The sequence below is a fragment of the Pseudomonas sp. LAIL14HWK12:I1 genome (genome assembly GCF_003202095.1).
Classification (GTDB): Bacteria; Pseudomonadota; Gammaproteobacteria; order Pseudomonadales; family Pseudomonadaceae; genus Aquipseudomonas; species Aquipseudomonas monteilii.
Window position 1 is genome coordinate 296,706 of the sequence record NZ_QJKG01000008.1, and the last position, 22,578, is coordinate 319,283.

A 22,578-nucleotide genomic window follows, 5' to 3' on the forward strand; every position below is an offset into this window, starting at 1 on the left:
GCAGCAGTCGCTTTGGCAGCTGGCTTCGCCGCAGGCTTGGCAGCAGCAGTCGCTTTGGCAGCTGGCTTCGCCGCAGGTTTGGCTGCAGCCGGCTTGCTGGTTTTGGCAGCACGCGAATCCAGCGCTTTGGCTGCGGCCTCGCGAACCTTGCCTACACCCTGGGCCAGCTTGAGGCTGTCTTGAGCGTCACGCTTGAGTTGCTGAATATAAGAGCGGGTCTGGGTTTGGCGTTCCTTGAGGGAATCGAGCAGTTCTTCAAGTTCGCCAATGGCTTTTTGCGCTTTGGTCTGCGCCTTGGCTTTACCTGCCTTTGCGGCATCCTGCAATTTCAGGCGGCCGTTGTGCAGTTTTTCCTGCGCTTTGCCACGCTGCTTTTCCAACTTGGCCAGCAGTTTTTCCGCATCAGCCAGCGCTTGCGAGCAGGCATCTTCCAAGTGTTCGAGCAGGCTGCCCGAAAGTTGCTGGAGCAGGTGTAACGGCGTACTTACTGGCTTCTTTTTGGCCGACATGGTTTACCTCCTGGCTGACGAGATTGCGGCTCATACTATGCTTCTGCTGCTACCGCCGCTAGGGCATGTTGACCGTAATATTTACGCCGCGTTGCATGCCTGGGCAAAGTTGTTATCTTGCAGCTGCGTGAAAGTGTAGTTGCTGAATTAATCATTGCTGATATTTGGGAGTCCGGGCATTGCCTCGATATCTTGTTTTAGGTTTATGCCTGCTGGCACCCATCGCCCTTGCCGACAGCGACGATCACGATCTGGCCTACAGCCTGGGCGCCAGCCTGGGTGAGCGCCTGCGCCAGGAGATGCCAGGCTTGCAACTGGAAGCACTGGTCGAAGGCCTCAAGCAGTCCTATCAGGGGCAACCGCTAAAGCTCGACAAGGTACGCATGCAGGCAGTGCTTCAGCAGCATGAAGCGCAGGAAAGTGATGCCGCCACACAAAAATTGCAGGCAGCCGAAACACGCTTCATGGCCAATGAGCGTGGACGTTATGGGCTACACGAACTGCCGGAAGGCGTGCTCTACAGCGAACTGCAGGCAGGCACGGGCGCGCAACCCAAAGCAGGTGGCAAAGTACAAGTGCGCTATGTGGGAAAGTTGCCGGATGGCTCGGTGTTCGACCAGAACCAGACGCCCCAATGGTTCAGCCTGGATTCTGTAATCGAAGGCTGGCAGGTGGCCCTGCCGCAGATGCACGCGGGCGCCAAATGGCGCCTGGTGATTCCTTCAGCGCAAGCCTATGGCGCCGAAGGAGCGGGCGACCTGATCGCACCCTATACACCTCTGGTATTCGAGATCGAGCTGCTGGCGGTTGGCGACTGAGGCCTAGCTTCAGGCCTCGACAGCGCCCTCTTCCTTGTGCGCAGTGTGCAGCACTTCGATCAGGCAGTCTTCGAGTTCAAAGCGCTCGTGCAGCAGGCCGCCCAGCTTGGCCAGCTTCTCGGCGAAGCGCTCGGTGTCCTTGCACTCGCCCTTGCTGCAATGATCATTGAAAGCCAGTGCAATCTGGGTGATGTCATTGATCCGCGGGTTGATCTCTTCAGCCAGCTTCAACGCTTTCTCGTCATCGAATGCCTTGGCCTCACTGACCAGTTGTTCGCAGACTTCGAAATGCCACGCCGAAACGTAGTCGACCAGGAGTGCGCAGAAGTCACTGTGCGTATCCTTGTCAGCGAAGGCCGGCTTGGCATCGCGCAGGGTGCGGAAAGCCTGCACTAGTTGCTGGCGCTCCTCCAGCCAACGGTCGATCAGCTTGTGAACCCCACCCCAGCGTTCCTGAGCATTCTGACAACTATCGAGCATGGCGATCTCTTCCCTTCTGGGTAGATGCCGCTGCACCTCGCACCGCGAACGCGCAGCACAGAGGTGACATCAGCAGGACGGCATCGAGCAGTTGTGTTTTCGGTATACGTGCTGCGAGATTATTCCCGCGCGTGCTGCCCATCAAGGTACGCAGCACACAAAGTTCATACAAGTGTTTAATACCCCGTTATAGCGCCATTGGTCGCTCTCATGACGCAACCTTGCGCCAGGTCAGTTCATTGCCAGGGTGCGGAAACGATACGCCAGCAGGCAACTCAAGGGCAGCGCCGCCAGCAGCAGGAAGGCCAGCAGGCTCCACTCGGGCAGTGTCAGGTCGAGAAAGCTCCAGGTCAGCGAGTTGCAATCCGGGCCACCCAGCAACAGTTGCCGCGCCGCCTCGCCCCAGGATTGCTCGAACACCCGCCCAATCGGCACCGGGCATACATGCATGACCGTACCAGCGCCCTGCAACCAGACATGCCGCGCCGCCAGCAACGCACCGGCCAGCGAGCAGCCCAGCGTCGCCCGCGCGTACTGGCGGATGCCCTGCAAGCCTGGCGCCTGCAGCACCGCCCCCAGGCACAACAACGCGTACGCCGCGAGCAGCAAACGCTGGCTGAAGCACAAGGGGCACGGCACCAGCCCTGGCATGTTTTCCAGTTGGAAAGACGCAGCCAGCACCGCCAGTGCGGCCAGGCAGGCAGGAAGGAAAAAGGAGCGCAAACGGGCCGGCAGCATGGGCGGTGAAGGTCCCGGGGAAGAAGGAGTGGCTTGAAACGGTAGAGGAAAGACGCGCTTTGTTTCAAGGCGCGACAGCAAAGACAAGTCGCTGAATCGTGTAGGAAATTTCCAAAGTGGCGGTAGGAGGTGACTGAAGAAATAGATTGCCGCGCCAACGTGCAGGCATAGATAAATTACCAACCCCCAAAGCCCGCACCTTGGCGCGGGCCTTGGGGTGGGTCAGGCGCGTACGCCTTCTGGCAACGGCAGGGCCAGCAGGCGCTCGTCCAGCAGGCCGAGGCCCTCCTGGAACAGCTGGTTGCTGCGCTCGGTCTCGCCCAGGCCAGCAAGCAGGCGGGCCAGTTCGGCACAAGCCTCGGGGTTGCGCTCCATGCGCAGGCTGCTTTCCAGATAGTCACGTGCCTTGCCCCACAGGCGGTTCTGCAGGCTCAGGCGGCCCAGGGTCAGCAGCAGGCTGGCGTCTTGCGGATGAGCCTTGAGCCAGCCTTCGGCGGTTTGCAGCTGGCGCGCCGGGTCATCACCGCGCACCAACCCGTACAAGCGGGCCAGGTGGCTCTCGTAGTCACGCTTGAGCGCAGTGCGCAGCACCTGTTCGGCCTCGCTCTGCGCGCCCACCTGGCGCAATTGCTCGGCGTATGCCAGCACCAGCTGTGGCTCCTGGCGCTGGGCTGCGGTCAATTGCTGCCAGGCTCGCTCCAGGGCCTGACGCGCACTTTGAGCGTCTTCGCCACGGGTGGTGGCCAGGCTCAGGTTCTGGCCCCAGGCGCGTTGTTCAAGGGCAGCCAGCTCGGCGGGCGGCAGTACCTTGCCCTTGCGCAAGTCGGGCAAAAGGCGGATGAGGGCCGACCAGTCACCACGTTCCAGGTGCAGGCGTTGCAGCAGACGCAGCACCTGAGTGTTGTGCGGGTGACGCTCCTGCATGGCCAGCAGCGTTTCCAGGGCCCCGTCACTTTCGCCACGGTCCATCTGCAACTGGGCATGCGTCAGGGCAATGGCCAGTTCTGCTTGCGGCTGGCGCTCCAGCGCCCGCTCCAGCAGGTTGTCGCTGTCTTCGGTGCGGCCTTGCTCGTTGGCGGCACGCGCGGCACCAAGGTAATACAGCAGCGGTTGGCGCTCGGCCTCGGCGGCACGGTGCAAGTGGCGCTGGGCGCTGGCCCAGCGGCCTTCGGCGAGGTCCAGCTGGCCCTGTTCGATGGCCACACGAATGCGCCGGCTACGGTTGCGCCGCGACCACGGGTTGACCACGCCGCTGGAGGCCAGCACCAGGCCAACCAGGTAACGCAACAGCCACAGCAGTGCGACCACGGCCAGCAGGCCGGCCAAGGCTGCCCACAGCCCCGACTGATAGCGGAAGCCACCATAGGAAATCAGCACGTAGCCGCTGTGCTTGGCAACTGCGATCCCCAACGCCGCAGCGACCACAATCGCCAGCACAGCCAGCAGGTAGACACGCTTCATGGCTTGCCCCCTTCAGCCTCGGCCGGCAGGTGGCGGCGCTGAATATAGGCCTGCACGGCCGCCAGGCTCTCGCTGAGGTCGGGGGTAACCACCGACACCGGTTGGTCGGCCAGGGCATTCAGGCTGTCGAGCATGGCCTTGCTTTGCGGGTTGTCGGCGTTGAAGTTGGCCAACAGTACGCTACGGGCGTCGTCCAGCGCCTGGGTGTAAACCTTGGCATCACCATTGAGTGCGGCCCACTGGGCCTGCTCGATGGTCAGGCTCAGGGCCAGGCGCAGCTGGTTCAGTTGCTGCCCGGCGAGCAACGGCCGCACGTTGTCATCGGCATTGAAGTCGATCTGGAAGTACTTGGATATTTCTGCCCACCACTGCGACAGGCGACTCGCACCATCACCGTCGGCAGTCAGGGCGCCGAGTGCATCGGCGTCGCTGGCAAACTCGGGGGACTGGGCACTGAGCTGCTGCACCAGCTCGCGCTGAGCGGCCAGCTTCAGGAACAGGCCGGTACGGTCTGGCTGCTGGGTGCTGTTGAGCGTGGCCAGGCTGCGTGCCAGTTGTTCGCGAGCAGCGAAGGCACCTGGGTCGCTCTGTTCGCGCAGAATTTCGTCAGCGCCCTCGACCAGGGCCTTGGCGCTGGTGATGTCCTGTAGCGCCGACAAGCGCAGGGTGGCCAGGCGCAGCAAGTGCTCGGCCTCGGCCAGGCGCCATTCCTTGCGGCTCTCGCCAAGTACGGTTTCCAGGCGCTGGCTGAGGCGTTGCTGGTCACCTTGCAATTGCGCCACCAGGCGGCGGCGGTCTTCCAGCTCGCTGGCAGCCGGCAGGCTGGCCAGTTGCGCGCTGATTTGCTGTTCGCGTTGTTGCAAGGCTTCGGCGCGCTGGTTCAGCGCTTCGATGTGCTGGCCCTGGTTGAACTCACTGCCTTGCAGTTGGCGTACCTGCCAGACACCCCAGCCACCTATCGCCACCCCGGCTGCACCCAGCAGCAAGGCCAGCGCTGCCAGGCCACTGCCGGAGCGCTTGGCGGGTGGGGCGGTGACGGGTTCCGCCGGCGCCTGTGCCGACGGCTGATCGTTATTGGACAAGACAGTCTCGCTCACGTATCCATCCTTTGCATGGGGGCGCATCGCCTTCAGCTTAGCGCCTTAAGAGGCAGGTGCAGCGCTGCGCTGCACGGCTGCCAGCAAGGCCGTGGCACTGGCGCCACGGCAATCCACAACCTGTTGGGCCCCGGCGGCCCTGGCCTGCTCGGCGACCCGCGGGCTGGGCACGAACAGCGGCAACTGTGCCAACTGCGGCCAATCGGCGCCGGCCAGCTGCTGCAAATGTTCAAAACCCTGCCCACTGCTGACCACCAGGCCATTGAGGCGTTCCGCTTCGATGCGACGCTTCAGGGTGCCCGCCGGGTAAGCCGGCAGGCAGCGACGATACAGTTCCAGATATTCGACACTAGCACCTTGCTCTGCAAGACGCTCTGCCAGCAGTTCGCGACCTCCGACGCCGCGAACGATCAATACACGCGGCGCAGGCACGGCAACGGCCTGGCGCAGGGCCGGGAGCGCCAGCAAGGCTTCGCTGTCATCACCACGCGGCGGGCAGCTCGCCCCCAGGCCTTTCTCCTGCAACACTGCGGCAGTGGCCTCGCCCACGGTGAACCAGCCTTGCCGTGGCGGCTGCAAACCGGCCTCGGCCAGTTGCTCAAGCAACAGCCGTGCGGCAGGTTTGCTGACCACGATGATCGCCTGGAAGCCATGCAGGCCTTCCAGCAACAGGCGTTGCCGGGCCTGCACGGTGACGGGCGCTATCTCCAGCAGCGGCATGCAGCTGCTGCCTACCCCCGCTGCCGCCAGGCTCTGCGCCAGTGCTGCGCAGTCCTCGGCAGGGCGGGTCAGCAACAGGCGCCATTGGCTCACGGGTGACCAGCCTCGCCGTAGACTTCCTTGAGGATGGCTTCGGCGCCCTGGCCCAGCAGGTCTTCGGCCACCCGTACGCCAAGCGTTTCAGCGGCAGAGCGGGGGGCGCGGGCATCGGCCACCAACAAGGTGCCGCCGCTAGGCTGACCGACCAGGCCACGCAGCCACAGTTGGTCGCCTTCGAGTACCGCGTAGCAGGCGATCGGCACTTGGCAGCCGCCATTCAGGCGTTTGTTCAGAGCACGCTCGGCCACTACCCGGTCGGCAGTGTCGGCATGGTGCAGTGGCGCCAGCAGCGCGTGGATCTCGACGTCGGCGCTGCGGCACTCGATGCCCACCGCGCCCTGCCCGCCAGCCGGCAGGCTGTCATCGACGCTGATGGTGGAGGTGATGCGGTCTTCGAAGCCCAGGCGGATCAGGCCGGCTGCAGCGAGAATGATGGCGTCGTACTCGCCAGCATCCAGCTTGGCCAGGCGGGTGTTGACGTTGCCTCGCAGGAAGCGGATTTGCAGGTCTGGGCGGCGCGCCAGCAACTGGGCCTGGCGGCGCAGGCTGGAGGTGCCGACGATGCTGCCGGCAGGCAGCGCTTCAAGGCTGTCGAAGGTATTGGAAACGAAGGCATCGCGCGGGTCTTCGCGCTCGCAGATGCAGTACAGGCCAAGGCCTTCGGGGAAGTCCATGGGCACGTCCTTCATCGAATGCACGGCGATGTCGGCTTGGTTGTCCAGCAGGGCGGTTTCCAGTTCCTTGACGAACAGGCCCTTGCCGCCGATTTTGGCCAGCGGCGCATCGAGCAGCTTGTCACCACGGCTGACCATGGGCACCAGGGTCACCAGCAGACCGGGGTGAGCCTGCTCGAGGCGGGCTTTGACGTATTCGGCCTGCCACAGGGCCAAGGCACTTTTACGGGTGGCAATGCGGATTTCGCGAGTGGACATGAAACGCCCCGATCCAGAGAAATACCGTCGATGATAACAGCATCGCTGGTATCGCTAGCAGATGTGGAACAGCTGAGGGCCCCTTCGCGGGTAAACCCGCTCCCACAGGCTAATCACCGCCTTCGGAGCGGCACCGTACCTGTAGGAGCGGCTTTAGCCGCGAACAAGGGCGCAGCCCTTGCCATGCGGGCGCCGAATCAGAGGGTTTGCATCATCTTGCGCACGCCCGCCACATGCCGCCGGCTGACGGTCAGGGCATCACCGTCCAGGCCTTTCAGGTATAACTGAAAATGCCCCAGCGGGGTGCGCTGCAAGCGCTCGATACGCTCACGGGCCACCAGCGCATTGCGGTGGATCCGCACGAAGCGTTCGCCAAACTCGTCTTCCAGGGCCTTGAGCGGCTCGTCGAGCAGCACCTCCCCCGCCTCATGCCGCAAGGTCACGTATTTGTGGTCGGCAATGAAATAGATCACCTGGGGCAAAGGAATCAGCTCGATACCTTTGCGCGTGCGGGCACTGATGTGGCTGCGCGGGCCGCCACCTTCATTGGCCGGCCGGGTAAGCGCCGCCAACTGGGCGCGGTTGGGTTTTTCGGCCTTGCGCAAGGCATCGCGCAGCGCCTGGGCCTGGAACGGCTTGGTCACATGGCTGAGGGTACTGTCCTTGAATGCCTCGGCACCGTATTCATCATCCCCGGTGCAAAACACCACCGCCGGCGGCGCCTCGCGTTCGCACAAGCGTGCGGCAACCTGCAGGCCATCCAGGCCTGGCATGCCGATGTCCAGCAGGACCACATCGGGCTTGAGGCTTTCGATCAGCGCCAAGGCCTCCTCGCCGTTGGTGGCGCTAGGCTCCAGCACGGTGTAACCCTCCAGTTCGCCGAGCAGCCGGCTGAGGCGTTCACGGCCTTGGGGTTCGTCATCAACGATCAGGACATTCATAATTGCGCTGGATTCCTGAATGAGTCTCGCACAGGTATAGCGTAGACAGGTGTGGTTCGAGCGACACTGCGGTCACGCTCTAGACCGGTGCGATGGCCAAAGATTCACTCGGACGGCAGATTCACTGCCTGTCCTCTGTCCAACTGTAGACGGTCCGTGGAACACTGCCGTTCATTCCTTAAAATCGTTCTCTGCCGTTATCCGGGCATTTCTCTCGACCAGCGCCCTGCGGCGGCCAGCCCAACCCTGCTATCATCGGCGCCACTTTTTCGTTCACGCCTGCAATGAGTGAATCCATGAGCACCGACAAGACCAATCAGTCCTGGGGCGGCCGCTTCAGTGAGCCCGTCGACGCCTTCGTCGCCCGTTTCACCGCCTCGGTCGATTTCGACAAGCGCCTGTACCGCCACGACATCATGGGTTCGATCGCCCATGCCACCATGCTGGCGCAGGTCGGCGTGCTCAGCGATGCCGAGCGCGACACCATCATCGATGGCCTGAAAACCATCCAGGGCGAGATCGAGGCTGGCAACTTCGACTGGCGCGTCGACCTCGAAGACGTGCACATGAACATCGAAGCACGCCTGACCGACCGTATCGGCATCACCGGCAAGAAGCTGCACACCGGCCGTAGCCGCAACGACCAGGTGGCCACCGATATCCGCCTGTGGCTGCGCGATGAAATCGACCTGATCCTGGCCGAAATCACCCGCCTGCAGCAGGGCCTGCTGGAGCAGGCCGAGCGTGAAGCCGAAACCATCATGCCTGGCTTCACCCACCTGCAGACGGCCCAGCCGGTCACCTTCGGCCACCACCTGCTGGCCTGGTTCGAAATGCTCAGCCGCGACTACGAGCGCCTGGTCGACTGCCGCAAGCGCACCAACCGCATGCCGCTGGGCAGCGCCGCGCTGGCGGGCACCACCTACCCGATCGACCGCGAACTCACCTGCAAGCTGCTGGGCTTCGAGGCCGTGGCCGGCAACTCGCTGGACGGCGTGTCGGACCGCGACTTCGCCATCGAATTCTGCGCCGCTGCCAGCGTGGCGATGATGCACCTGTCGCGCTTCTCCGAAGAGCTGGTGTTGTGGACCAGCGCGCAGTTCCAGTTCATCGACCTGCCGGACCGCTTCTGCACCGGCAGCTCGATCATGCCGCAGAAAAAGAACCCGGACGTGCCAGAACTGGTACGTGGCAAGAGCGGCCGCGTGTTCGGCGCCCTGACCGGCCTGCTGACCCTGATGAAAGGCCAGCCGCTGGCCTATAACAAGGACAACCAGGAAGACAAGGAGCCGCTGTTCGACGCTGCCGATACCCTGCGCGACTCGCTGCGTGCCTTTGCCGACATGATCCCGGCGATCAAGCCCAAGCACGCCATCATGCGTGAAGCGGCCCTGCGCGGCTTCTCCACCGCCACCGACCTGGCCGACTACCTGGTACGCCGTGGCCTGCCGTTCCGTGACTGCCACGAAATCGTTGGCCACGCGGTGAAGTATGGCGTGGACACTGGCAAAGACCTGGCCGAAATGAGCCTGGACGAACTGCGCCAGTTCAGCGACCAGATCGAGCAGGACGTGTTTGCCGTGCTGACCCTGGAAGGGTCGGTGAATGCCCGTGACCACATTGGTGGTACGGCGCCGGCGCAGGTGCGCGCGGCGGTTATTCGCGGCAAGGCATTGCTGGCCTCGCGTTGATCAGGAACCGGGGCCGCCTCGCGGCCCCGGACCCTTAGCGTTTACCGCTTCGAATCATCTCCATGAAGGCTGGCATCGCCGCCTCCTTGTCTGCCACGATCCGCGCCATGTGCGGGTTCTCGCCCATCAGCTGCAACAACGCCTTGGCCTGCGGGAAGTCCGCCAGGAAGTCGATGTTCAGCACCTTCTTGCCCACGGCATAAGCCAGGTCGACCGAGAAGCAGAACATCAGGTCTGCCAGCGTCAGTTGCTCACCTGCCACAAACGGCGCAAAGCGACCGTTACGCTTGAGGGTGGCAAACCCGGCCAGCAGATCGGCCCGGGCTTTCTCTTTGACCAGCGGCTCAACCGACATGCCAAAGAACGACTCGGCATAGCAGGTACGCGCCGGCAGCTCGATGTACAGCTCGATTTCCTTGAGCAGCTCACGCACCTTGGCCTGCCCGAACGGGTCTGCCGGCAGCAGTGCCTTGCCGCCCTGGGTCTGTTCGATATAGTCGAGGATCACACTGGTTTCACTCAGGAAGCCGTGTTCGGTTTCAAGCACTGGCACCTTGCCCCGAGGGCTCACTGCCAAGGCCTGTGGCGCCTGGCCGCCATAGAAAGTGACTTCCTCGAAGGGCAGGCCTTTTTCCAGCAGGGCCAGCTTGACCATGTTGTAGTAGTTGCTGACCGAGAATCCGTAAAGCTTGAGCATGAGGTAACAGCCTCCAGGCCGTAAGGGGTTGGCCCGGCTTTTATAGACCGTACGCCCGTCCCTGACCAGCGTCATGCACCCCGTCAATGCCCGGGCATTGCCGCTACAGGCATGGCACACTGTGTGCCCCACAACAGGAGTACCGCCATGAGCGAGCCCACCGACATCGACAATGACGACGACGAAGCCTTCGCCGAGGCGACGCTGACCCAAGCTATCGAGAACCAGATTGAGAGCGGCGAACCGGCTGCGGCCAAGGCCACCTTCAACAAGCTGACCCTGGTCGGCTACGAGCGTGAGGACATCCTCAACCTGATGGCTCATGTATTGGCCTTCGAGATCGACAACATGCTGACGGAAGACCGCGAGTTCAACGGCGAGTGGTACGAGAACGCCCTGCGGGCGCTGCCGGAGCTGCCGCCTGAGATGGATCAAGGCGAGGACGAATAACCCGACTACACTCGAAGGTCAGGCACCGCTGACGGTGCCGCCATCCTTGTCTGGAAGTCAGGAGCTGCCATGCCATTTACCCCCGATCTGATCGACGAACTGGAAGTACTCGCGCTGTTCAAACACGACAGCAGCCAGGAAGGCATCAAGATAACCAGCACCGCCGCCCCTGCCCTGATCGCGGCTGCGCAACGTCTGCATGAAAAAGGGCTGACCGATCAACCTGATGGCGGCTACCTGACCAGCCTGGGTCATGACGCCGTCGAAAGTGTCCAGCTGCTGCAGAACATTCTCAAGGCGCCACAACCTGCCTGATCAAATAGGTTTCTCAGGATGGCGGCCTCAGCTGGCCGCCGCCCTGCGCTTTTCCGCCAACCGCGAGCGCCCATACAGGAACATGATGGCCAGCAAGGCCACCGCCTGCGCTGACAGCGAGTAGGCATCCGCATGAATCCCCAGCCAGTCGAACTCGAAGAACGCCACCGGTCGCGTACCCAGTACACCGGCCTCTTGCAGCGCTTTCACGCCATGCCCGGCGAACACCACCGACAGCGCGCACAGCAACGCGGCGTTGATGCTGAAGAACAGTGAAAGCGGCAGCTTCGCAGAGCCACGCAAGATCACCCACGCCAACCCCACCAACAGCACCAGCGCGGTGGCGCCACCTGCCAGCACCGCCTGATGCCCGGCAGGGCCTGCCTGCAGCCACAGGGTTTCGTAGAACAGAATCACTTCAAACAGTTCGCGGTACACCGAGAAGAACGCCAGCAAGGCGAAGCCGAAACGCCCTCCGCCACTGACCAGGCTGCTCTTGATGTAGTTCTGCCAGGCTGTGGCGTGGCGTCGGTCATGCATCCACACGCCGAGCCACAGCACCATCACTGCAGCGAACAGCGCCGTGCAACCTTCCAGCAGCTCGCGCTGGGCCCCACCCACATCGATCACGTAAGCCGCCAGCGCCCAGGTGGCAAAGCCTGCAACCAGCGCCAGGCCCCAGCCGATGTTGACGCTGCGCACCGCCGACTGCTGGCCGGTGTTGCGCAGGAAGGCCAGGATCGCCGCCAGAACCAGAATGGCTTCAAGGCCTTCGCGCAGCAGGATCAGCAAGCCGGAGATAAAGCTCAGTGACCAGCTCAGGCCATCGCTACCCAACAGTTTCGCGGCCTGGTCGAGCCTGGTCTTGGCTTCGGCCAGCCGTTGCTCGGCCTGGGCCACGGGCAGCCCGTCCTGCAACGATTGGCGGTAGGCCATCAGGGATTTTTCGGTGTCCTTGCGCACTTGGGTGTCAATGTTGTCCAGTGAGCTTTCCACCAGTTCGAAGCCTTCCAGGTAGGCCGCTACCGACAGGTCATAGGCCTGGTCGTGATCGCCTGCACGGTAGGCGGCGAGGCTCTTGTCCAAGGTACTGGCGGTGTATTCCAGCAATTGCGCCGGGCCACGTTTGACCTGCGGCGGCTGGGCACGCTGGGCGCGAAATGCCTCCACGACCGCATTGCCTTCGTTGGCGGCGACTTCGGCTGGAGTCTGGCGTGCCAGGTCGGCGATGTTCCAGGTTTTGTCGCCTTTGGCGGCCTGTGGGTTGGCTGAGAAACTGGCGATGTAAGCGGCCACATCCCAGCGCTGACGGTCGTCCAGCTGATCGGCGAAGGACGGCATTTCGGTGCCGTCGATGCCAAGGGCCAAGGTGTTGTAGAGGTCGAACAGGCTCAACTGGTCGAGGCGCGCAGCGTCACGCAGGTTAGCGGGCGCCGGCTCCAACCCGACACCCGCAGGACCATCGCCTGCGCCTGTGTCGCCGTGGCAGATCGAGCAGTTCTGCGCATACAACGCAGCGCCACGGGCAGGGTCCGGGGTAATCACCGGGGCCTGACTGACTTCATAAGCCACCGCCAGGCGTGCGCCCAGTTGTCTGGCTTGCCTGGCTACAGCCGCGCCATCCTGGCGTTCATCAATGGCTTGGCGCAGCGCCTGTACACCCTGCTCAAGCCCAGTTTGCTCAGCGTGTGCCGGCAAGGCTTTTACCAGGTCGGCCAATACCGCGCTGAACTCCTGTTGTTCACGGTATTCGCCATCGTCGATCACCTTGCCATCGCGCACAGTCGGCGGGTAGTCGGCGCCAATGTAATCGAGCAGGTGCAAGGCCTTGGTGGCCTCGGCGGGGGCTTCGGCCATCGCCATGGTGCTGCACAGCGCCAGCACCGGCCAAAGAAACCAGGCAAGCAGACGGGAACGGGTTTTCATGGCCAGTCTCGGAGGGAATGCGAAAGAGAACATTGTTCACTCCGACTTGGTTTCCCTCAAGGGTGCTGGGCGGAATTCATGAAAAATCTTGCTACAAATCTGATGGGACGTAGATGCGCGGGACTTGTGAGCTAGCTTGCCGGCGATTGGGCCTCAAGGCCTGGCGGTATCCTTCCAGCCACCACCGAGAGCAAGGAACACCCCGATCTGCCCCATCGCCACCTGGCTATTGGCCGCAGCCAGCTGCGCACGCATGTCGGTATAGGTCCGCGTCGCCTGCAAATCCGCCAGGAACGACTCACGCCCCGCCTGGTAATACCGGTGCGTCTGGTCCGCCGCTTCCTTGGCCGATTTTTCTGCCTCGGCCAGCGCATCGCGCCGGTCCAGCAACGCGCTGTATTGCGCCAGGCGGGTCTGGGTTTCGCGAATGGCGTTCAGCACTACGCCATCAAAGTTTGCCAAGGCCGCCTGAGTAGAGGCTTCGGCCATGCGAATGCGCGCACGGGTGCCGTTGGTAGGGATGCTCCAGCTGATCTGCGGGCCAAAGCCCCAGCGGTTGGTCGCGGGCTCGCCCAGGTTCTCCAGGATGCCGATAGTACCGACCTGGGCACCGATGCTGATGTCCGGGTACAGCGCACCGGTGGCAACGCCAATGTACGCGGTAGCTGCGGCCAATTGACGTTCAGCCTGACGCACATCGGGACGACGCTTGAGCAACGCAGCGCCATCGCCCACTGGCACCAGTTGGTTCAGGTGCGGCAGCTCGGCACAATCGGCGGTGCCGGCAGGCAACTGGTCAACAGGCTTGGCCAGCAGAGCCGCCAGGGTATACATGCCGGTCTCGCGCTCTGCCTTGAAACGCGGCAGTTCGGCACGCAACGACTTGAACTGGGTTTGCGACCGGGTGACCTGGGTTTCATCGCCACGCCCGGCATCACGCAAGCGCTGGTTCAGCTTCACGCTCTGCTCCTGCAAATCGAGCGACTCGCGGGCGATGTGGTATTCCTCGTTGGCCGAGCACACTTGGGTATAAGCCTTGACCACATCCGCCACCAGGGTGATGCGGGCAGTGTCGGCAGCGGCCTGCACTGCGTCGGCGTTGGCCTTGGCAGCCTCGGTACCCCGCTTGAAAGTGCCCCACAGGTCGAACTGATACGAAGCGCTGATGATCGCCTCGCCGATGTTGGCTACCGGCACCTTCTCGGGCAGCAGGAAGGCTTCACCCGACTCCTGCAGGCGCTGGGCACCCAGTTTGACGCCGCCGTTGAAGCCACCTTGCGATTCGGCCACTTCGACCTGCGCGCGGGCCTTGGCGATGTTGGCGGCGGCTACGCGCAATTCGGTGTTGGCACTCAAAGCCTGGCGCACCAGTTCGTTCAGCCGTTGATCCTGATACAGCTGCCACCAGTCCTCAGGTACCGGTGCCGAGACCACGCTGTCGGCATCCTGACGCAACGGGCCGTTAAGGTCGCTGCGTTGTACCGCCGCGTCCTGCGGCACCTCATAGTCCGGTCCCACCATCATGCAGGCCCCAAGCGACAGGCACAGGCCGGCCAGGATCATCTGTTTCATGGGTGCTGGCCCTCGATGATCGACACCGTGGCGGTGCGCCCGGCAATCATGCGGAAGTCTGCCGGCACTTCGTCGAAGGCGATGCGCACCGGAATACGCTGGGCCAGGCGCACCCAGCTGAACGCCGGGTTGACGTTGGGCAGCAGGTTGGCGCCGCTGCTACGGTCGCGGTCTTCAATGCCGGCAGCGAAGCTTTGCACATGGCCGCGCAGGCGGGTGTTGTCGCCCATCACACGAATGTCCACGGCATCACCGATCTGGATACCGCCCAGCTTGGTTTCTTCGAAGTAGCCATCGACGTGGTACGAAGCGCTGTCGACCACGGACAATACAGGACGGCCGGCGGTGACGAATTCGTGATTACGCGGGGCGCGGTCGTTCAGGTAGCCGTCTACCGGGCTGCGCACCACCGAGCGGTCGAGGTTGAGCTGGGCGGTATCGACCGCCACCTGTGCCTCGCTGACAGCCGAGCGGGCGCGGGCCTCGCGGGACTGGCTTTCTTCCAGTTGCTCGGCGGCCACCAGGTTGCCCAGCTTGCGGTTGCGCTGTGCTTCGCGCGAGGCCTGGGCCAGGGTTTCCTGCCGCTCACCGAGGGTGGCCTTGGCCTGGCGCAGGGCCAGTGTGAAGCGGTCCTGGTCGATGGTGAACAGCACGTCGCCGCGTTTGACGGTCTGGTTGTCGCGCACCTCGACCTTCTGGATCAACCCGGACACATCCGGGGCAATCTGGATCACGTCGGCGCGAATGTGGCCGTCGCGGGTCCAGGGGGCAAACATGTAGTACACCACCATCTGCCACACGAGCACGGCGGCGAAGGTCACTACCAGCAAGGTCAGGACCACACGGCCCAGGGTCAGCAAAGGTTTTTTCATGGCAGCATCAGGTTTCGGCAAAAGTGATCCACCGCGCCAAGCAGCACGGCATACAGAGCAACGTTGAACAACGCCCGGTGCCAGACCAGGCGATAGAAGTGCAGGCGCACCAGCACCGCGTGCACCCCCAGGAACAACAGGTAGGTGCCAAACATCATCACCAGCAGCGTGGGCAGGAACACCCCGCTGATATCCAGTTCACCAATCACAGAGGGGCTCCGTCGAGGCCGGGGGGCAGTTGCGGTTGTTCGGCGGGTTCGAGCATCACTTCCACACCCGGCAACAGCGCCAGTCGCAGGCCGCTCAGGGCATGCAGCAGGTGGGTGCGGGCATCGCCGCGCTCGTACAGCTCATCCAGGTTCAACGCCAGGCGTGCGCGCTCCATGTTGCGCAGCAGCGCGGCCGGGGCATGCAGGCGTTCACCGGCACGCAGGCAGGCGGCGTAGTGTGCGCCAACTTCCTCGACCACCGTATTCAGGCGTTCGCGGGCTTGCTGGCCGGCACGCGGCATGTAGGCGAGCAAGTCGAGCAGGTTTAGCCCTACGCGCAGGTCGCGCAAGGCCACGCCGCTGTCCTGTCCGGTTTGCGACAGGCGCGGCAGGTGCTGCATCAGGCGGTCGAGCATCTGCACACCCACCTGGCGGTGCTCGGCCAGGGTGGCGGGTTCGGTCATTTCGACGATGTCGCGCCAGGCGAAGCGGGTCATGCGTTTGGCCGCCAGTTCCACACCGAACGGGCGCATTACCAAGGTCCAGATGAAAGCGAACAGCAGGCCCACGGGGCCGGCCAGGTTGGAGTTGAGGAAGGTGAAGAAGTCGGCGTCGTAGGCGCCCTGGATGCTGATAAACGTCGAGGTGTTGACGATGGTCAACAAGGTACCCAGGTAGAAGCGCGGCTGCACGGTCAGGGTGCCGACGCAGATGAACGGCACGGCGAAGGCCAGCACCAGCATCGGGAAGTCGTGCAGGTTGGGCAGCACCAGGAACAGGTACAGGCTGGAGAATATGACCGACATCAGCGTCCAGAAGAAGAACCGGTAGATCTGCGGTGCCGGGTCGTCCATGGCGGCAAAGAAGCTGCACGACACAGCGGCGAGGATCACCGCGCTGGCGCCGTCGTTCCAGCCCAGACCGATCCACAGGCCGCAGGCGACAACGATCGCCAATACGGTGGAGGCTACTGAATACAGCATCAGGCCACGGTCGAAGAACGCCGTCAGGCGGCCTAGGCGCCAGTGGCGGTACACCGCGCGCCAAGGCTTGGTATCGTCGGTACGCAGGGCATGTTGCAGGGTACAGCAGTCCTGCCACAGGTCAGCCCATTCGTTCAGACGGTACAGGGCGTTGGACAGCAGCAGCTCGGCACGTTGGTCGAGCGCGGCAGCGCCGGGCTGCAGGCGATCGATCTGTTCATGCAGTGCGGTCCAGCGTGCGACCGAAGCACTTTCGGCAGTGCCTTTGAGCCATTCGCGGGCAGCTTCAAGCACTGGCTGAAGCTGAACGAACTGCGCCGGGGCACGGCCTTCAAGGGCAACCAGTGCGTCATCAAGGGCGTCGATCACTGGCAGCAGATGAATCATGCGCCCGCGCAACTCACGGGCGTTTTTCAGCGTATGCGGGCCGGCACCTTCATGGCCGAGCTGGCCGATCATCAGCTCCAGCGAGTTGAAGGTGGCGACCATCGCCCCGCGCATGCCACCGACCTTGTCGGCACTGACTTCGCGGGCCAGGTAGGTGTCGCTGTAGCGGATCGCTTCGGTGAACCAGCTACCGGTGGCGCCCACCACCACAGGGGCCAGCCGGCGCGGCCAGAAAATGGCACCGACCACTGCCGCGCAGACGATACCCAGGCAGATTTCCTGCGCCCGGGACGATGCCACGTCGAACACTGCCAACGGGTTATCCACAACCGCCAGCGCAATCATCGGCAGGGTATAACCGGCCAGCATCAGCACGTAGTTGTTGGCCGTACGCAGGTTCAGCGAAAGGAACAACAAGGTGCCCGTCCACAAGGCAATGGCGATGCTGAGCAACAACGGCGACTGCACCAGTGGCGGCACCAGGAAAATCGCGCCACCGGCCCCCAACAGTGTGCCCACGGCGCGGTACAGGGCCTTGGAACTGGTCGGGCCGACGAACGGGCTAGAGACGATGTACACCGTGGCCATCGCCCAGTAGGGACGTGGCAACTGCATGAGCAGCGCAATGTACAGGGCGATCATCGAGGCAGCGAAGGTACGCACGCCGTAGAACCAGTCACGCGCCGGGGGGACCGAGCTGAAGAAACCGTTCATGCCGCCCCGCCCGTGCTGCCCAGGCCGGCCGCTTCGAAGGCACGCAGCACGCGCAAGGCAGCTTCCAGGTCGGCCTGGTCGATGCCGTTCAGCACATCGCGGCGCAGGCGAACCAGCTCGGTTTCGATGGCTTCGGCCAGGGCGCGGCCTTCGGCGGTCAGGCTCAGGGCTTTGGCGCGGCGGTCCAGTGGGTCCTCGCTGCGGCATACCAGGCCGGCCTTGCACAGTTGGTCGAGCAGGCGCACCAGCGACGGGCTTTCGAGGCCGGCAGCCTGGGCAACAGCCACCTGATGCACGCCATCGCCCAGGCGCACGATCATCAGCAGAGGCGCGGCGCAGGCCTCGGAAATACCGTAACCGGTCAGGGCGGTGTGGCAGATGCGCCGCCAGTGGCGAGCGGCAACCACCATGCCGCTGCTGACTTGCAGGCGCAGGAGATCAAGGGACATGGAAGGAACCAAGGATATTCATAGTTTGCTAACTATCAATATACGCCTTGCCCTACCCCTGTCGTCAACAGGGGGTGACGGGGGGCATGAATGAATTGTTGTTCATGCCGGGGATTTTGCGCGGCCTTATGGCTGGATCTGGTCCTCCAGCTTCATGGTCAGTGCCAGTGTGCTGCCCATCTGCACCGCCCGGTCCCGCCACTCCTGGTAGCGCACCGCGTCCCGGCTGCTGAAATGCACCGCCAACTCCTCGGCTGCCTGTACCACCCCCGCCGCGGCCGCCAGCTCCAGCCAGTACAACGCGGCCTTGAGGTCGGCATCCACATACAGCCCGTGCATCAACCGGTAACCCACCTCGAAACGGCAGCGTGCCTCACCTCGCTCGGCCCCACGCATGAACCACTGGTAAGCCTGCACCAGGTCGACCTGCCAATCCTGGTCGCCATCGCACACTTCTTCCTCATACAGGTCACCCAATGCTGCAGCCGCGTGCAACATGCCCCGTTCGAAGGCCTGCCGGTAGCACTCCGCCGCCTGCACGTAGGAGGGGTCGATGCCTTTGCCAAAATAATGCTGCTGCCCGAGATTGAACCAGGCGGCGGCATTGCCCTGCAGAGCAGCCATGCGCAGCAGGTGACCGGCCAGCACGGTATCGGCGCGCCAGTACTTTCCGTTGAGCCAGACCCAGCCGAGGTCGTTCAAGGCCGCCACACTGCCTTGCAACGCCTGACGGCGCAGGTCGACGTATACCGCCTGCAGATCACTGGCCTCATCCAGGCGGTTGACCAGCAATGAGCGCTGGCTGGGCAAGCCCACGCCGGCGAACAGGGGTAGCCGCCTCCCGACGGGGGTCGGTGGAGCGATGACCCGCTCGGGCAGAAGGCGGGCAAGCAGCGAATGGATATTGCTGGCAGCAGACATGTTCATCCTCATTGAACGACGCACAACCCCAACCTTCGGCTGTGATGAGGCGTGATTCTGCGTGACGTCACGTCAAAACCTGTCGCGAACGATTCCGTACCAGGCAACCAAATGCGACTTCCTTGATCTGAGCAGGCTGTGGCCAATTGCCATGCCCCTCGCGTGCCGCCATCCTATTGCGGCAAGCCTAGACAAGGACGTTATCTTTTGCCGTTCGCCACCACCCGCGCCACCCTCAGCCGACAGTGGGCACTGCTGCGCCAGTTGCCCAGCCGCTCCCCAGGCATAACCAGCGCCGAGTTGGTGTGGCGCCTGCGTGACGTGGGCTTCACGGTCAGCAAACGCACGGTCGAGCGTGACCTCAACGAGCTTTCGCTGATATTTCCGCTGGAGCGCAATGACAAGAGCATCCCGTTCGGCTGGCACTGGTCGGCAAGTGCGGTGGGCGAATTGCGCGGTAATTTCGACTTGCTGACGCACCTGCGGGGGGACGCGTTGCAACCGGCGCAGGGTGAAGGGGTGGAGCTGGTGGCGCGGATCAGCGACGCACTGGCGCGGCAGTTGCGGGTTGCACCGTTGAGCAACGATATGCAGCTGACGGCGCTGGAGCATGGCCACCGGCTACGGGCCACGGTGAGTGACGGTTGGCCATTGCGCTGGTGGCTGTTGAGCCATGGGGATGGGGTGGTGGTGGAGCAGCCTGCAGAATTGCGGGGAGAGATTGGCAAGATTCTGAGCAATGCAGCTGCTCAGTACCAGAATCTATAGCCTGTACTGGCCCTTGCGCGGGGCCACCGGCAAAAGGGCCAGTACAGGCTCACGGCCTAGCGCTGCATCCCCCAGCGCCGCACGGTCAGCCGCTCCAGGGTGTTGAACACCAGCCCCTCCACCAGCAAACCGATCAAGATCACCACCGCCAACCCGGCAAACACCTTGTCGGTATACAGCTCGTTGCGGTTCTGGAAGATGTACCAGCCTAACCCGCCCTTGCCGCTGCTGGCACCAAAGACCAGTTCGGCAGCGATCAGGGTACGCCAGGCAAACGCCCAGCCGATCTTCAGCCCCGACAGGATCGACGGCAAGGCCGCCGGCACCAGGATGTGCAACACCAGCCGTAGCCCTTTCAGGCCATAGTTGCGGCCAGCCATGCGCAGCGTTTCCGACACGCCAAGGAAGCCGGCGTAGGTATTGAGCGCCAACGCCCACAGCACCGAATGCACCAGCACGAAAATCAGGCTGTTGTCGCCCAGCCCGAACCACAGCAAGGCCAGTGGCAACAGCGCAATGGCCGGTAACGGGTTGAACATCGACGTCAGTGTACCTAGCAGGTCCCGGCCCAGCTGGGTCGAAACCGCCAGACTGGTCAGGCCAAAGGCCAGGACGATACCCAGCACATAGCCCTTGAGCAGTATCACCAGCGAAACCCCGACTTTGGCGGGCAGTTCACCGCTGGCCAGGCCGTCCCACAGGGCGGCGGCGGTTTGCAAGAAGCTTGGCAGCAGCAGGTCGTTACCCTGATAACGGGCTACGGCCTCCCACAGCATGGCGATTACCAGCAGGATAACCGCCTTGCGCAGCCAGCCTTGCTGCCACAAGCGCTGGGCCAACGGCAGTTGTCGTTCCAAAGGCACACTGAGCAACGGCTCCAGCTGCACCTCGTATTCCTGGCGTACAGGTGTAGTGGTCATGGCTGAAGCTCCTGTCAGTAGGCGATGCGGATATCGTTGAAGCCAAGGTCGTCAGCCTGTTCCGGGGTATCCGCTTCGTCGAACAGCAAACGGTGAATACGCCGGGCACTGGCCTGGAAGTCGCTACCACCCAGGCTGCCCAGGTTGTACTGGTGGCTGTGCACTTCGGCACGCACTCGCCCCGGGTGCGGCGACAACAGCAGGATACGGTTGCCAACCACCAGTGCTTCTTCGATGGAGTGGGTGACGAACAACAGGGTGAACCGCACCTCCTCCCACAGGAGCAACAGCTCTTCCTGCATCTTGCGCCGGGTCAGCGCATCCAGGGCGGCGAACGGCTCATCCATCAGCAGGATCTTGGGCTGGGTGGCCAAGGCCCGGGCAATTGCCACACGTGCCTTCATACCACCGGACAACGTGTGTGGATAAGCATCGGCAAAGGCGGCCAGACCGACCTTTTCCAGATAGTGCAGCGCCCGTTCCTCCGCCTCCGCCCGCTTGAGCTGGCCAGACACCAGCAGCGGAAACATGACGTTCTGCTTCACCGTTTTCCACGGTGGCAACTGGTCGAACTCCTGAAACACCACAATGCGGTCGGGGCCTGGGCCACGCACTGTCTGGCCCTGCAGCAGAATCTGCCCTTCTTGCGGCTGGATAAAACCGGCCACGGCTTTGAGCAGGGTGGACTTGCCACAGCCGGAGGGGCCGAGCAGTACAAAACGATCAGCGCGGTCGACTTCGAAGCTGACCTGATGGGTGGCCCGCACCACGCGTTGCGCGGTGCGGTATTCGAGGCTGAGGTTATCCACCTTGAGCAAAGGCGGCGTTGCGACACGGCTCAGGTTGCTGGCCGTGTGGCCTGGCAATGGGGCGGTCATGATCGGTCAGCTCCCCTGCAGCGGGCGTTCATCCTGGAAGAAGTAGTCCTTCCACGACTCCGGCTTGTGCTTGATGGCGCCTACCCGATAGAGGAAATCGGCCAGTTTGTAGGTGTTCTTGGGCGTAACGGTGAATTCGTACTGTGGGTTGTCGATGAGCTTGATCAGCGCGTCGCGGTCGATCTTGGCCTTGGTTACGCGGATATAGGTGTCGGCGGCAGCCGCCTTGTCTTTCTGGGCGAAGTCTGCGGCTTCGGCCAGAGCATCGACGAAGGCCTTGTAGGTTTTGGGGTTGTCCTTGCGGAACTTCTCGGTAGCAAACAGCAAGGTCGGCGAATTGGGGCCGAGCAGGTCGTAGCTGTTGAGCACTACGTGCACGTCCTTGTTGGCCAGCACCTGGTCCTGGAACGGCGGGTTGGAGAAGTGCCCGTTCAGCTCGGTGCCGCCCGCCAGCAGCGCGGCGGTGGCGTCCGGGTGTGGCACGGCCAGGGTGTATTTATCGAGGCGGTTGTATTCCTTGTCGCCCCACTGCTGAGCAGCGGCGTATTGCAAGAAGCGCGACTGCACCGAAACACCCACCGCCGGAACGGCGATACGGTCTTTGTCGGAGATATCGGCGATGGTCTTCACGTTGGGGTTGCTGCTGACCAGGTAGTACGGGAAGTTGCCCAGCGAAGCCACGGCCTTCACATTCTGCCGGCCCTTGGTGCGGTCCCAGACGGTCAACAGCGGCCCGACGCCAGCGCCGGCGATGTCCACCGAACCGGATAACAGTGCGTCGTTGATGGCCGAGCCACCCGACAGCTGCGCCCAGTCGACTTCGATGTCGATGCCCTGCTCCTTGCCGTGTTTCTCAATCAGGTGCTGGTCACGCACCACGTTCAGCAGCAGGTAGACGATGCCGAATTGTTCGGCAATGCGGATCTTGCCTTCGGCCTGGGCCACGGCGGGGGCGGCCAGGCTGCCGATGACCAGGCTTGCGCCCAGGCCGATGCTTGCCGCCAGGCGGCTGATGGATTTGCGCATGATGA

General features: G+C 63.2%; 24 protein-coding genes. 5 read left to right on the forward strand and 19 right to left on the reverse strand.

All coding sequences use genetic code 11. From position 1 onward, the window contains the following. Positions 1-509: AlgP family protein (locus D906_RS20615; RefSeq protein WP_218279162.1), on the reverse strand; the 509-nt coding region annotated here is incomplete at its 3' end. Positions 510-688: 179 nt separating this feature from the next. Here D906_RS20615 and D906_RS20620 point away from each other — a divergent pair. After that, positions 689-1,327 (forward strand): FKBP-type peptidyl-prolyl cis-trans isomerase, encoded by a 639-nt coding sequence (locus D906_RS20620; RefSeq protein WP_027615963.1) that lies wholly within the window; start codon positions 689-691, stop codon positions 1,325-1,327. A 9-nt stretch (positions 1,328-1,336) separates the two neighbouring features. Here the strand turns inward: D906_RS20620 and D906_RS20625 are convergent, their stop codons facing one another. From D906_RS20625 to D906_RS20650, 7 genes are all read right to left on the reverse strand, one after another. Beyond that, positions 1,337-1,807: an Rsd/AlgQ family anti-sigma factor gene (locus tag D906_RS20625; RefSeq protein ID WP_027615964.1), complete on the reverse strand. Its 471-nt coding sequence runs from the start codon at positions 1,805-1,807 to the stop codon at positions 1,337-1,339. A 231-nt stretch (positions 1,808-2,038) separates the two neighbouring features. Beyond that, the gene (locus tag D906_RS20630; RefSeq protein WP_025754957.1) at positions 2,039-2,545 is read right to left on the reverse strand and encodes a disulfide bond formation protein B; all 507 of its coding nucleotides are present in this window, start codon (positions 2,543-2,545) and stop codon (positions 2,039-2,041) included. A 222-nt stretch (positions 2,546-2,767) separates the two neighbouring features. Beyond that, the gene (locus D906_RS20635; protein ID WP_027615965.1) at positions 2,768-4,006 is read right to left on the reverse strand and encodes a heme biosynthesis protein HemY; all 1,239 of its coding nucleotides are present in this window, start codon (positions 4,004-4,006) and stop codon (positions 2,768-2,770) included. Next, positions 4,003-5,103, reverse strand: a complete 1,101-nt coding sequence (locus D906_RS26890) for a uroporphyrinogen-III C-methyltransferase (protein ID WP_027610187.1) — start codon at positions 5,101-5,103, stop codon at positions 4,003-4,005. Before D906_RS26890 ends, D906_RS20635 begins: the two co-directional genes overlap by 4 nt. A 45-nt stretch (positions 5,104-5,148) precedes the next feature. Beyond that, the gene (locus D906_RS26895) at positions 5,149-5,916 is read right to left on the reverse strand and encodes a uroporphyrinogen-III synthase (protein WP_025754959.1); all 768 of its coding nucleotides are present in this window, start codon (positions 5,914-5,916) and stop codon (positions 5,149-5,151) included. Further along, complete coding sequence (gene hemC / locus D906_RS20645; protein ID WP_027610188.1) at positions 5,913-6,854, reverse strand: hydroxymethylbilane synthase; 942 nt, start codon at positions 6,852-6,854, stop codon at positions 5,913-5,915. The genes D906_RS26895 and hemC overlap by 4 nt, the downstream gene beginning before the upstream one ends. 197 nt (positions 6,855-7,051) lie before the next feature. Further along, the gene (locus D906_RS20650) at positions 7,052-7,795 is read right to left on the reverse strand and encodes a LytTR family DNA-binding domain-containing protein (protein WP_015268539.1); all 744 of its coding nucleotides are present in this window, start codon (positions 7,793-7,795) and stop codon (positions 7,052-7,054) included. Positions 7,796-8,091: 296 nt separating this feature from the next. On the opposite strand from D906_RS20650, the gene argH reads away from it, so the two are divergent. Beyond that, on the forward strand, positions 8,092-9,486 hold the full coding sequence (gene argH, locus D906_RS20655; protein WP_016714404.1) for an argininosuccinate lyase: 1,395 nt from the start codon (positions 8,092-8,094) through the stop codon (positions 9,484-9,486). 34 nt (positions 9,487-9,520) lie between these two features. Here the strand turns inward: argH and D906_RS20660 are convergent, their stop codons facing one another. Continuing rightward, positions 9,521-10,183 (reverse strand): glutathione S-transferase, encoded by a 663-nt coding sequence (locus D906_RS20660; RefSeq protein WP_019097422.1) that lies wholly within the window; start codon positions 10,181-10,183, stop codon positions 9,521-9,523. Positions 10,184-10,330: 147 nt separating this feature from the next. On the opposite strand from D906_RS20660, the gene D906_RS20665 reads away from it, so the two are divergent. Both D906_RS20665 and D906_RS20670 read left to right on the forward strand, forming a co-directional pair. Beyond that, positions 10,331-10,633, forward strand: coding sequence for a hypothetical protein (locus D906_RS20665; protein WP_019097421.1), 303 nt, complete (start codon positions 10,331-10,333; stop codon positions 10,631-10,633). 69 nt (positions 10,634-10,702) lie between these two features. After that, positions 10,703-10,948, forward strand: a complete 246-nt coding sequence (locus tag D906_RS20670; protein ID WP_016714401.1) for a TIGR02647 family protein — start codon at positions 10,703-10,705, stop codon at positions 10,946-10,948. A 27-nt stretch (positions 10,949-10,975) separates the two neighbouring features. Here D906_RS20670 and D906_RS20675 read toward each other — a convergent pair whose 3' ends face one another. The 7 genes from D906_RS20675 to D906_RS20705 form a co-directional block, all read right to left on the reverse strand. Further along, on the reverse strand, positions 10,976-12,907 hold the full coding sequence (locus D906_RS20675) for a cytochrome c/FTR1 family iron permease (protein ID WP_019097420.1): 1,932 nt from the start codon (positions 12,905-12,907) through the stop codon (positions 10,976-10,978). 120 nt (positions 12,908-13,027) lie between these two features. Continuing rightward, a complete protein-coding gene (locus D906_RS20680) occupies positions 13,028-14,446 on the reverse strand; it encodes an efflux transporter outer membrane subunit (RefSeq protein WP_025754963.1) in 1,419 nt (472 codons plus the stop codon). Next, positions 14,443-15,318, reverse strand: coding sequence for an HlyD family secretion protein (locus D906_RS20685; RefSeq protein WP_019097418.1), 876 nt, complete (start codon positions 15,316-15,318; stop codon positions 14,443-14,445). The genes D906_RS20680 and D906_RS20685 overlap by 4 nt, the downstream gene beginning before the upstream one ends. After that, positions 15,315-15,527, reverse strand: a complete 213-nt coding sequence (locus D906_RS20690) for a DUF1656 domain-containing protein (protein ID WP_003255905.1) — start codon at positions 15,525-15,527, stop codon at positions 15,315-15,317. The genes D906_RS20685 and D906_RS20690 overlap by 4 nt, the downstream gene beginning before the upstream one ends. Next, positions 15,524-17,611, reverse strand: a complete 2,088-nt coding sequence (locus D906_RS20695) for an FUSC family protein (protein ID WP_025754964.1) — start codon at positions 17,609-17,611, stop codon at positions 15,524-15,526. Before D906_RS20695 ends, D906_RS20690 begins: the two co-directional genes overlap by 4 nt. After that, positions 17,608-18,060 (reverse strand): MarR family winged helix-turn-helix transcriptional regulator, encoded by a 453-nt coding sequence (locus D906_RS20700; RefSeq protein ID WP_019097416.1) that lies wholly within the window; start codon positions 18,058-18,060, stop codon positions 17,608-17,610. The genes D906_RS20695 and D906_RS20700 overlap by 4 nt, the downstream gene beginning before the upstream one ends. A 126-nt stretch (positions 18,061-18,186) precedes the next feature. Further along, on the reverse strand, positions 18,187-18,981 hold the full coding sequence (locus D906_RS20705; protein ID WP_025754965.1) for a tetratricopeptide repeat protein: 795 nt from the start codon (positions 18,979-18,981) through the stop codon (positions 18,187-18,189). A 207-nt stretch (positions 18,982-19,188) separates the two neighbouring features. On the opposite strand from D906_RS20705, the gene D906_RS20710 reads away from it, so the two are divergent. Then, positions 19,189-19,749, forward strand: coding sequence for a WYL domain-containing protein (locus D906_RS20710; protein WP_019097414.1), 561 nt, complete (start codon positions 19,189-19,191; stop codon positions 19,747-19,749). Between the two features lie 56 nt (positions 19,750-19,805). Here D906_RS20710 and D906_RS20715 read toward each other — a convergent pair whose 3' ends face one another. The 3 genes from D906_RS20715 to D906_RS20725 are packed head-to-tail and all read right to left on the reverse strand — an operon-like array spanning position 19,806 to position 22,573. Then, positions 19,806-20,669, reverse strand: a complete 864-nt coding sequence (locus D906_RS20715; protein ID WP_019097413.1) for an ABC transporter permease — start codon at positions 20,667-20,669, stop codon at positions 19,806-19,808. A gap of 14 nt (positions 20,670-20,683) precedes the next feature. Further along, the gene (locus D906_RS20720) at positions 20,684-21,547 is read right to left on the reverse strand and encodes an ABC transporter ATP-binding protein (RefSeq protein ID WP_016714392.1); all 864 of its coding nucleotides are present in this window, start codon (positions 21,545-21,547) and stop codon (positions 20,684-20,686) included. Positions 21,548-21,553: 6 nt separating this feature from the next. Continuing rightward, entirely contained in the window at positions 21,554-22,573 is a 1,020-nt protein-coding gene (locus D906_RS20725) for an ABC transporter substrate-binding protein (protein ID WP_019097411.1), read from the reverse strand. Positions 22,574-22,578 lie beyond the last annotated feature (5 nt).

Bases quoted from the DNA above. Each gene is read 5' to 3' on its own strand.
- D906_RS20635 (WP_027615965.1), bottom strand. From the start codon at position 4,006: ATGAAGCGTGTCTACCTGCTGGCTGTGCTGGCGATTGTGGTCGCTGCG.
- D906_RS20660 (WP_019097422.1), bottom strand. From the start codon at position 10,183: ATGCTCAAGCTTTACGGATTCTCGGTCAGCAACTACTACAACATGGTC.
- D906_RS20680 (WP_025754963.1), bottom strand. From the start codon at position 14,446: ATGAAACAGATGATCCTGGCCGGCCTGTGCCTGTCGCTTGGGGCCTGC.
- D906_RS20670 (WP_016714401.1), top strand. From the start codon at position 10,703: ATGCCATTTACCCCCGATCTGATCGACGAACTGGAAGTACTCGCGCTG.
- D906_RS20665 (WP_019097421.1), top strand. From the start codon at position 10,331: ATGAGCGAGCCCACCGACATCGACAATGACGACGACGAAGCCTTCGCC.
- argH (WP_016714404.1), top strand. From the start codon at position 8,092: ATGAGCACCGACAAGACCAATCAGTCCTGGGGCGGCCGCTTCAGTGAG.
- D906_RS20700 (WP_019097416.1), bottom strand. From the start codon at position 18,060: ATGTCCCTTGATCTCCTGCGCCTGCAAGTCAGCAGCGGCATGGTGGTT.
- D906_RS20715 (WP_019097413.1), bottom strand. From the start codon at position 20,669: ATGACCACTACACCTGTACGCCAGGAATACGAGGTGCAGCTGGAGCCG.
- D906_RS20625 (WP_027615964.1), bottom strand. From the start codon at position 1,807: ATGCTCGATAGTTGTCAGAATGCTCAGGAACGCTGGGGTGGGGTTCAC.
- D906_RS20705 (WP_025754965.1), bottom strand. From the start codon at position 18,981: ATGTCTGCTGCCAGCAATATCCATTCGCTGCTTGCCCGCCTTCTGCCC.
- D906_RS20650 (WP_015268539.1), bottom strand. From the start codon at position 7,795: ATGAATGTCCTGATCGTTGATGACGAACCCCAAGGCCGTGAACGCCTC.
- hemC (WP_027610188.1), bottom strand. From the start codon at position 6,854: ATGTCCACTCGCGAAATCCGCATTGCCACCCGTAAAAGTGCCTTGGCC.
- D906_RS20695 (WP_025754964.1), bottom strand. From the start codon at position 17,611: ATGAACGGTTTCTTCAGCTCGGTCCCCCCGGCGCGTGACTGGTTCTAC.
- D906_RS20720 (WP_016714392.1), bottom strand. From the start codon at position 21,547: ATGACCGCCCCATTGCCAGGCCACACGGCCAGCAACCTGAGCCGTGTC.
- D906_RS20725 (WP_019097411.1), bottom strand. From the start codon at position 22,573: ATGCGCAAATCCATCAGCCGCCTGGCGGCAAGCATCGGCCTGGGCGCA.
- D906_RS20675 (WP_019097420.1), bottom strand. From the start codon at position 12,907: ATGTTCTCTTTCGCATTCCCTCCGAGACTGGCCATGAAAACCCGTTCC.
- D906_RS20685 (WP_019097418.1), bottom strand. From the start codon at position 15,318: ATGAAAAAACCTTTGCTGACCCTGGGCCGTGTGGTCCTGACCTTGCTG.
- D906_RS20630 (WP_025754957.1), bottom strand. From the start codon at position 2,545: ATGCTGCCGGCCCGTTTGCGCTCCTTTTTCCTTCCTGCCTGCCTGGCC.